The sequence below is a fragment of the Rhodococcus sp. P3_B8 genome (assembly GCF_056402775.1).
This window is the reverse complement of sequence record NZ_JBFUGT010000266.1, coordinates 1-9,045: the sequence shown is the minus strand read 5'-3', so window position 1 is coordinate 9,045 and position 9,045 is coordinate 1. Positions and strand designations below refer to the sequence as shown.

5 protein-coding genes and 2 pseudogenes are annotated in these 9,045 nt (G+C 66.1%); 3 read left to right on the top strand and 4 right to left on the bottom strand.

The features are described 5' to 3' along the window. Positions 1–178: pseudogene (locus AC1D1G_RS36595) on the bottom strand (IS256 family transposase); the annotation flags it as partial. A 55-nt stretch (positions 179–233) separates the two neighbouring features. Continuing rightward, complete coding sequence (locus AC1D1G_RS36590) at positions 234–737, bottom strand: FAS1-like dehydratase domain-containing protein (RefSeq protein ID WP_477955945.1); 504 nt, start codon at positions 735–737, stop codon at positions 234–236. A 216-nt stretch (positions 738–953) separates the two neighbouring features. Here AC1D1G_RS36590 and AC1D1G_RS36585 point away from each other — a divergent pair, with 216 nt between their 5' ends. Together AC1D1G_RS36585 and AC1D1G_RS36580 are read left to right on the top strand one after the other, a co-directional pair. Continuing rightward, the gene (locus tag AC1D1G_RS36585) at positions 954–2,018 is read left to right on the top strand and encodes an NAD-dependent epimerase/dehydratase family protein (RefSeq protein WP_477955947.1); all 1,065 of its coding nucleotides are present in this window, start codon (positions 954–956) and stop codon (positions 2,016–2,018) included. Between the two features lie 2,174 nt (positions 2,019–4,192). After that, a pseudogene (locus AC1D1G_RS36580) lies at positions 4,193–4,855 on the top strand (ANTAR domain-containing protein); the annotation flags it as partial. A 194-nt stretch (positions 4,856–5,049) separates the two neighbouring features. On the opposite strand, the gene AC1D1G_RS36575 reads toward AC1D1G_RS36580, so the two are convergent. After that, positions 5,050–6,243, bottom strand: coding sequence for a nucleoid-structuring protein H-NS (locus AC1D1G_RS36575; protein WP_477955944.1), 1,194 nt, complete (start codon positions 6,241–6,243; stop codon positions 5,050–5,052). Positions 6,244–7,371: 1,128 nt separating this feature from the next. Here AC1D1G_RS36575 and AC1D1G_RS36570 point away from each other — a divergent pair. Beyond that, positions 7,372–7,734: a cupin domain-containing protein gene (locus AC1D1G_RS36570; protein ID WP_477955943.1), complete on the top strand. Its 363-nt coding sequence runs from the start codon at positions 7,372–7,374 to the stop codon at positions 7,732–7,734. A 259-nt stretch (positions 7,735–7,993) separates the two neighbouring features. Here the strand turns inward: AC1D1G_RS36570 and AC1D1G_RS36565 are convergent. Continuing rightward, positions 7,994–9,045, bottom strand: a 1,052-nt coding sequence (locus AC1D1G_RS36565) for a diguanylate cyclase domain-containing protein (protein ID WP_477955941.1), incomplete at its 5' end; no start/stop codon positions are given.

The window sequence follows — 9,045 nt, the reverse complement described above, 5'->3', positions numbered from 1 at the left end:
GATGCTCGTCCATCTCGGCTTCGAGTGCGGTTTCGAGGACGTTCGCGGTGAGCTGGTTGAGCAGTCCGTTCGGGCCGACCAACTCGACGCCCTCGGCTTTGGCCTGGGCCAACAGTTGTTGGGCCAGCTTCTGGTGGTCAATCTTCGACTGATCCATGGGATCCAGTGTTTCGGTCATCGTCTTGCCTTCTCGCCAAGAGAACTCGGCGTGTCGGCCAGATCCAGTTCAACCGTTATCCCGACAGTCCCACGACACGAGGTTCCGCAGCAGGCGCGCTCGGCGATCTCACCGTTGTCCGGGTGCCTCTCCAACTCGAGTACAGTCGCGGCTGGCGGCTTCCCCCTGCAACGTGAGCGCGGCATGTGTGGTCGTATCGAGTCGAAGCCGTCGGTGTGGGTGCTTTGTGAATCATCACCGCGGCGACCACCCGGGCCAGTTCCGGATCGGCCACCCCGCCGGTGCGGGCGATGAGTGTGGTGCGGGTGGTGGCCACCGGTTCCTCGTGCTGGTCGGTGATCAGGTTCTTGGTGACGATGATGTCGGTGCCGCCCATCTGGCGGAACGACTCCAGGCAGACTTCGCAGTCCAGCCGGTTCCCGACCTGCACCGGCCGATGCAGAATCAGCTGCTGATCGGTGTGCATCATCTGGCTCAGGTCGTAGCCGACCAGGACCCGCACGAACAACTCCTCGATCGCGAGCGATACGAGGATGCTGACGAACGTGACCGGCCCCAAATCATGTCGCCGGCTCGTTGAGCCGTGCCCAGCTGCCGTTCAGGGCGAACTGTGCTGTCCCGGTATTTACCCCTCCGGGAACTGGTCTACCCATATGCCTGGGTCAAGTGCCGGCTGGAGCCACCGAAATGCGCGCGAAAGAAGCTGACCTGCTTTGCGAAACGGGCGGTATCGAGGTGGCGGGTACGGTTCCTCGTGAAGGGTATTCGGGTGAGCATGAGTAGCTCGCGCGGATTGAAGGTCGTCGTGATCGGTGCGACCGGCAATGTGGGAACCAGTGTCATCGATGCGCTCAGCCGCGAACCGGCGATTGCAGAGATCATCGGCGTCGCGCGACGCCCGAGCAGGTGGAACCCATCGCACACCACGTTCCTCACCGCGGACGCAGCGCACGACAACATGAACGAGGTGGTGCGCGGCGCGGATGTCACGGTCCATCTCGCGTGGTTGTTCCAGCCCACCCATCGGTCGCAGGACACGTGGAACAACAATGTCCTCGGCGCGATCCGGGTCTTCGAAGCAGCGGCGGAGGAGTCGGTCCCGGCCGTCGTCTATGCGTCCTCGGTGGCCGCGTACTCCCCCGGACCCTCGGATGAGAAGGTCGACGAAAGGTGGCCGACCCATGGCTGGCCCGGAGCCGCCTACCCCAGGGAAAAGGCGTACCTCGAGCGGTGGCTCGATACGTACGAAACCCGGCATCCGAGCATCCGTGTAGTGCGGATACGCCCCGGATTCAYCTTCAAACGAGAATCAGCGACGTCGCAACGCCGATTGTTCCTCGGCCCGCTGCTCCCCCGCCGACTCGTGCATCCGGACCGGATTCCACTGGTGCCTTTCGTGGACGACTTGCGGGTGCAGGTGCTCCATACCGAGGACGCAGCCTCCGCATACGCGGCAGCGGTGGTGAACCCGGTACACGGCGCGTTCAATCTGGCCGCCGAGCCACCCGTGGACGGTGCGTTCCTCGCAAAAGCCTTCGGTGCCCGCCGTGTGCGAGTCGCCCCCTTCATCGTCCGCTCCGCCGTGGCGGTGGGCTGGCACCTCCACGTCATCCCCGCCTCGCCGGGACTGTTCGAGACGGCCCTGCACATCCCGCTGATGGACTGCTCTCGAGCTCGTGACGAGTTGAACTGGACACCTCGACATTCACCCCATGAGACGCTCCGCGAGTTCCTGCTCGGAGTTCACGACGGAGCAGGACTACCCACACCGCCCCTGAATCCGGACACCACGGCGAACCGGGTACGGGAATTCGCGACAGGTGTAGGGCAGCGCGCCTGAAACCGCCCACATATCGGGCGGATCAGGTTGGCCCCAGGACTCTCCCATCCTCCCGCGCCAGAACTCGACCGCGGTCTCTTCAACATCATGATGACATCGGACGAACGGAAGTACCTCGACGGTACGGGGGTCGGTATAAGGCTGGCGAGCACCAGAAGTTGGCACCGAAGTCCGCACGAGGGGAAGCGCTGTCGCGGACGGTGAATCGAGTTGTGGGTGGGGCGACCGGTCATTCGCGTTGGCCGCCGAACGATGTGATCGTCGCGTTGTCAACAGCTCGCCCCGGACTTCCTCATCTCCGATGACATTGCGAAGCCTCACACGTTGTGGATGATGCACGCATCATCCGGCTGACAGAAGCTGAGTGTCAGAAGTGACCGAGATTGCCCTGACCAATGGGTAGTACAAATTGATCATCGCACTCACCTTCCGTGAAAGGGCCGACCAGGCGGGAGGCTGCTGATCCCCGTCGGATTTCGAGTACCGTCCCGCCGGGGAATACACGGGACTACCCGGGTCCCAATGAGGTTGGGCTGCAGTGCCGCCACACGTGGTCACGGTCGGGCGCTCTCGGTGCTCGTGACCACATCCACACGGCTCTGGAGGGGCGGGCGCGGACCTAATCTTGGTTCAAGGTGGCCGTCTGGCTGACGGCGCAGACCAGACGACGTTCGGCACCGTGAACCCGCGATCGATCACAGCGGAGCTGACCGGTGTCAACGGACACGAGGAAGCCCGGGCCGACAGACATGAGATCTCCGGATCTGTGGACATCAAAATTCCGGATGTGTGGTCGTTGAARACCGGTGGCGGGTGTCCCGACCTTTCGTCTACAGCGCCTAGAACCCGTCCACCTGACCTGATCGTTCAGGGTGTCTGCACGCGCGGCACGCGCGCGTCGACGGGCATGCGCCTGTCGCGCCAGTAGACTCGGTCACCGGTTTGGCCGTCTCACGGACTACCGGATCGAATCGTCAACTCCCCCGGAAACCTATTCGCCCCACGTGTCGCTGTGAACCTGGTCAGTGCGTCAAGTCGGTCGGGGATACTGCCGGAGCCTACCGTCAGCCCGCCCCAGGGCGGTCGCCGGGATGGCGAAGGCGGGGTCGAAGAACAGGAAGCTGAGCAGGATCGCGGGGCGGGTCGCCTCACCCACCGAAGCACCGGGCCAGCAGGGTCAGTTGTGGGTTCCGCAAGCGCCGCAGTCCACGGAACGACCGGCGGAGGAGCTCTTTCGGCGAGGACGGCGAGCGAGTTCGCTCGGTCCAGGGGCGGACCAGCGAATTCGACGTCGATGCGCCGGTGGGGCCGGGTATGCGCCTCGGCGTTGCGGGCCTCGACACGGTGCAGATCCTCGACCACCCGATCGGCGAGCATGGCCCGCAGGATCACCGCGGCGGCGTTGAACAGGTCCGGCTCACCGGTGCGGCCAACTGCTGCGAGGGCAACCCGACCGGCCACCGCCGCACCGGTGGAGAGGTGCAAGGGGGAAGCACCCCCATACAGGTCAGATCAGGTCTCGAATCCTGCGGAAGTCCCGTATCCGTATTCGGCATGTCGGCGTCGAAGGCGAAGTTGAGCCAGCGGAGCGCGTCGAGGAGGGCCCGCTCGCCGAAGCGATCGGACTGACGCTCGGTGGCCTCACTCCATCCGGGGATTTTCTGCGAGAAGTTGCCTACCATGGGCGTCCACGCCCGCCCGGGGCAGTGCCTCCTCCTTCTCCCCCTGTTTTCGCCTAAGCGGCGCGCATAATGCGCCCGGTTCGGGGTACCCCACCCGCACGCTGCCCGCGGCTCGACGGCCGACCGCGAGCGGCCAGACCCTCGAGCGGTTCCCCCCTTCCGCTCTGGGGCCGCCACCGCCGCGCGCGGCCCGAGGGCGAGGCCCCGCACCTGTCGCCGGAACGCGCGCGGCCCCGGCAGGAGAATGAAACTACTTGCGAACCCAGGTCCTCTCCTGGACTGCGTTGTCGACGCTTGCAGCAACGGTTTGCCTTCGTCGTCCTCGCCCGGAGCTACGGGACATCACGGCGCGGGGGGACAGTACGCTGGCAACCGCTTGGACGGAAGAACCGTCCCAGCCCCCGTGGGTATCGACCCGCGCGCGGTGGTCGGGCCCGGTCCCGGCCGGACCGCCCGTGCAACTCCCCCGCTACCGATGCGCTACGAGTGGGCGTGGATTCAGAACAGGTGTTGGGCGGTGAGCCGCAACTGGTGGGCAGCTTCCGGTCCTCCTGGACGGGCAGCGGTGGGAATGGTCCACTGCCGTCGACCAGATGCACGGCTACTAACCCGGCGAGGTGGCGCCGACCACCGAACTGCTGCTCTCCCACAAGCATCCCGATCACCCGCGCGTCGCCCTGGTCCTGGTCCTGGTCCTGGTCCTGGACCTGGACCTGGACCTGATGATCAACGACGCCGAACCGTTCAACAGCAAACACCGGATCATCGACACGACCGGCACGATTCACCAGGTCGTGTCGCCGGCGACCGCCTGCACGACGACACCGGTCAAGTGATCGGCGCGACGGGTTCTACATCGATATCACCGACTCCTCCCGCAGCGACGTCAAAGACTCGGTCGACGAAGCAGTCGCCGAAATCGCCCAATCACGGTCGGTGATCGAGCAAGCCAATGGTGCGCTGATGCGGATCTACGGCATCCCCGTAGACCGGGCATACAAAGTGCTGACCTGGTGATCCCAGGAAACCAACACCCGACTCCGCACCATCGCCGAACAACTCGTCGCCGGGTTCAGCAAGTGCGACCCCGACACCGAGCTACGTGCCCGATTCGAACACCTGCTGCTCACCGCCCACCAGCGCGCCCTGCTACCCGGAATAGATGACCGTCCTGCGGGGCTGGGTAGTCAACGCGCAGTACCTGAACCGAGTCACGACCGGTCGAGCACCGATCCTGTCAACCGCTTTCCCGGATCCAGCATCGAACTCACCTGGATTCGATTGTGACGCGTTCCCCAATAATGGACACCGAAAAGGCCGGTCCGACGGTCTCGCTGGAACGATGGTCACTATTCGGGAGGAACCCCAGCTGCCTCGCCGCCCCTCTTGGCAGCCGCAGTCTTCCTTGCGGGTGTCTTGGCGGCCGGCGTCTCGGACCGGGCCGGTTTGGCGACAGCAGCCTTCCGCACAGGAACCTTGGCCGCAGCCTTCCCCACGGGCGGCTTGGCGGCCGCGGCCTTCTTCGCGGCCGTCTTAGCAGCTGCCTTCCTCGCAGGAACCTTCGCCGCAGCCTTCTTCGCAGGCGCCCTGGCCGCAGCCTTCTTCGCGGGCGCCGTCTCGGACCGGGCCGGTTTGGCGGCAGCAGCCTTCTTCGCAGGCGCCCTGGCCGCAGCCTTCTTCGCGGGCGCCGCCTCGGACCGGGCCGGTTTGGCGGCAGCAGCCTTCTTCGCGGGTACCTTGGCCGCAGCCTTCTTCGCGGGCGCCGTCTCGGACCGGGCCGGTTTGGCGACAGCGGCCTTCTTCGCAGGTACCTTGGCCGCAGCCTTCCCCACGGGCGGCTTGGCGGCCGCGGCCTTCTGCGCGGCCGCCTTCCTCGCAGGCGCCTTCGCCGCAACCTTCTTCGCGGGCGCCGTCTCGGACCGGGCCGGTTTGGCGGCAGCAGCCTTCTTCGCGGGCACCACCTCGGACGGCGGCGGTTTCGCGATTGCTTTGGTGCCTCGCTTGGCGGCCGGCGTCTCAGACCGGCTCGGTTTGGCGGCACCAGCCTTCTTCGCAGGTACCTTGGCCGCAGCCTTCTTCGCAGGCGCCCTGGCCGCAGCCTTCTTCGCAGGCGCCCTGGCCGCAGCCTTCTTCGCGGGCGCCGTCTCGGACCGGGCCGGTTTGGCGACAGCGGCCTTCTTCGCAGGTACCTTGGCCGCAGCCTTCTTCGCGGGCACCACCTCAGACGGCGCCGATTCGGCAATTGCCTTGGAGCCTCCCTTGGCGGGCGCCGTCTCAGACCGGCTCGGTTTGGCGGCACCAGCCTTCTTCGCAGGTACCTTGGCCGCAGCCTTCTTCGCGGTCGGCGCCTCGGATGTGATCGGCTCCGACTCGGGTTCGGTAGTGAGCTGGGGTTCCACCTCGAGTCCGGCTCTGGCTTCCTCAGATGTTTGCGTCCGTCGCCGCAGCTTGCTGCTCGTAAAGGACCAGGCGCCCTCACCCGCGTCCCGAAGAACCCCGACTGCATTTCTGGCGGCGCGCGCGGCACCGCTGATAACGTTCATTGCCAACTCCGCTTGCCTTCCGCAGTCACGGCCGCCGACGCACGGGCGGCCTTCTCGGACGTATCCATCACCGCACAGACTAATCGTGAATGTGAGTCAATGAGCGACCGGCAGAGTGTGCGGTGCATGTCGGCAAGTGGTGCGACTGACACAGATCGCCATCTTGGCACCAAACTGCATGCACCCGTTGATGCTTCGTTCTCACCCACCATCTCCCCTTCACGCCTGTCGCCCCCCGAGCCCGGCTCGGCCGAGGGCCTGTCTGAACTATGCCGGAATGTCGTTGCACAACACGACTTCCCGCACCGACCTGACGTCACCGAAGCGAGTAGTACAGCGGACGGTGTTCGAAGCCGACGACCCGTCGTACGCGGCACCATGACGATAACCTGGCACCTCATTGCCGCCGGTGACGGGACCGAGGTGACCGTCACCGCCGCTGACGTGCCACCCGGCATCGACCAAGGGGCACGAGGCCGGGATCGCCTCCTCCCTAGCGAACCTGGCGTCGTACCTCGGCGGTGCCCGCTGACCAGGTCGGCTGTGACCCGAGCCCGAGCACTCCGTCCAGCTTCTGCCTCACCTTGGCCTTGACCTTGGCCATTGATGCCGTCCAGGGCGGGACCGCCCTGACGGGACGGCGCAGCTCCGTTTGTTCCGGTCATGGGTCCGTGCTAGCGATGACGGGTGTGGGTGTTCGACCGCTTCCCCCGCATACTCATTGTGGCACCCGCCGGGTGGGTTCGCCGTTCAGTGTCTGCGCTTCCCGCGCCAGCGAGACAGCCACTCTAAGGCGAGTTCCACTCACCGATCCCCACGGCCGTGGTGCCGGACACATTCCTGGTCTCACACTCATGCTGCGACGTCAATTGGTCACCCGGGCATGTCCTGGTAGGGCCCGTACGCCGCGCATCCGTCCCCATCCAAGCGTTCACACCGCGATCCTCGAGCAGCCACCAGCGTGTCGGCGGCAGCGACTCACCCCGTGGCCAGGCTAGATATTGCGGCAGCCAGCGAGCCCGCCCAGAATCAGAGGACGAGGAATTCGCTTCAGCGCGCGGTTCCGATCTAGCGGTCGAAGGTCCGCCGCCTCGGTCGGTACCGCCACAACGACGTGGGAGGACAACAATGTCCGGTCTCATCCGCAAGAGTCTCAATTCACCCGAGGAAACCCGCCCCTTCGAGGACGACATGGGCAAGCTCGAACTCGTCAACGTCCCGTCCGGCGCTGTGGGGAGGGCAACCTTCCAGCCCGGCTGGAAGTGGTCCAAACACGTCAAACCGATAGCCAAGACCGACAGCTGCCAAGCCGCTCACATGGGTTACGTCATCTCGGGTCGCATGAAGATCGTTATGGACGACGGAGAGGACATAGAGTTCGGGCCGGGTGATCTCATGGTCTGCCCGCCCGGACATGACGCCTGGATCCTCGGTGATGAGCCCTGCGTGGTCATCGACTGGACCGGCGTCGCCGACTACGCCAAACGGTAGACGACTGCACCGTGTCCCGCCCACTCATCGCACGCGCGCGAGGCAGGCGTGGCACGCGTCGGCGGGCGCGGTGCGTTCCATGACCGCGGCGATGGCGTCAACACATTGCGGTCTTCGCAGCCGGTCATGGGAGGCTCGTTCGGCTCGAGACGCCGGTGGCAATGTGGCGGGAGAGGATGGCGTCGGAGACTCCGCTCGCCTTCTCGAGCCACCATCCCAACGTCAGCATAAAATCGACTCAGCGGCAAGGCGATTCAGCTCATGGAGCCACGGCGAACCCACTCCCGGTGGCCTTGGCCTGATACATCGCCGCGTCCGCGCGCCGGATCAGCGACTCACGGGTCCCGTCCGGACCGGCGAGTGCGATGCCGACGCTGGCGGTGAACCGAAGACCACGCCCGCCCGAACCGGGGCCGACCTGCAATTCGGTGACCCGGGTCGCGACGGCAATGGCATCCTCGACCGAACCGATCTCCGGGCACACGATGAGAAATTCGTCGCCCCCGATCCGCGCCACGGTGTCAGCGGGACGCACCACCGATTGCAGCCGTTCGGCCCACCGGATCAGGGCGTCATCGCCCACCGCGTGGCCGAGCCGGTCGTTGACAATCTTGAACCCGTCTAGGTCGACCAGCAACACCGCAACCCCGAACTCGCTGCGGCGCGCCGCCTCCAAGGCCACATCGATCCGCCGATGCGCCAGGGCCCGGTTCGGTAGTCCGGTCAACACATCGTGCACGCTCTGATACCGCAGCCCCTCCTCCGCCTCGATACGCCGGACCGCCGCCGCCAGCACCGCGGCCACCGACAGCAGGAACATCACCTCGCGGTCGGAATACTCCCGGGGGCGCACACTGTGCGCGGTCAACACACCCCACACCGACCCGGCGCTTCCGATGGGGACGCACACCCCGGACCGCAGTCCCCGGGTCTTCATGGTGTCGGTGGAAAAGCGGTGCTCCCCGTAGCGGTCGGGGCAGATGATGGTCTCGTTGACCGCCGCCGCATATCCCGGTTGGGAAGCGGCACCAGCGGCGAAGGCCTGCAGTGCGGGTGGTTGCCCCCGGTAGGCGAGCACCCGCAACACGCCGCCCGACTCACCGGCCCGGGCGACCGCGGCGCAGTTGACCCCCATCAACGCGGCGGCCGCGTCCGCGGCGCCCGCGAGTACGTCGTGGAGGTCGCCGTCCACGGCGAGCCGACTCAGCTCGGCGAGGGCTTGTTGTTCGCGGGCCCGGTACGCCGCCGCCTCCATCGCCGTGTGCAAGCGTTGTTCGTGCTCCTGCGCCGTCCGCAGGTCCTGGGCGATGC

Coding starts and splice junctions, on each gene's coding strand:
- AC1D1G_RS36575 (WP_477955944.1), bottom strand. CDS start 6,243: ATGAACGTTATCAGCGGTGCCGCGCGCGCCGCCAGAAATGCAGTCGGG.
- AC1D1G_RS36570 (WP_477955943.1), top strand. CDS start 7,372: ATGTCCGGTCTCATCCGCAAGAGTCTCAATTCACCCGAGGAAACCCGC.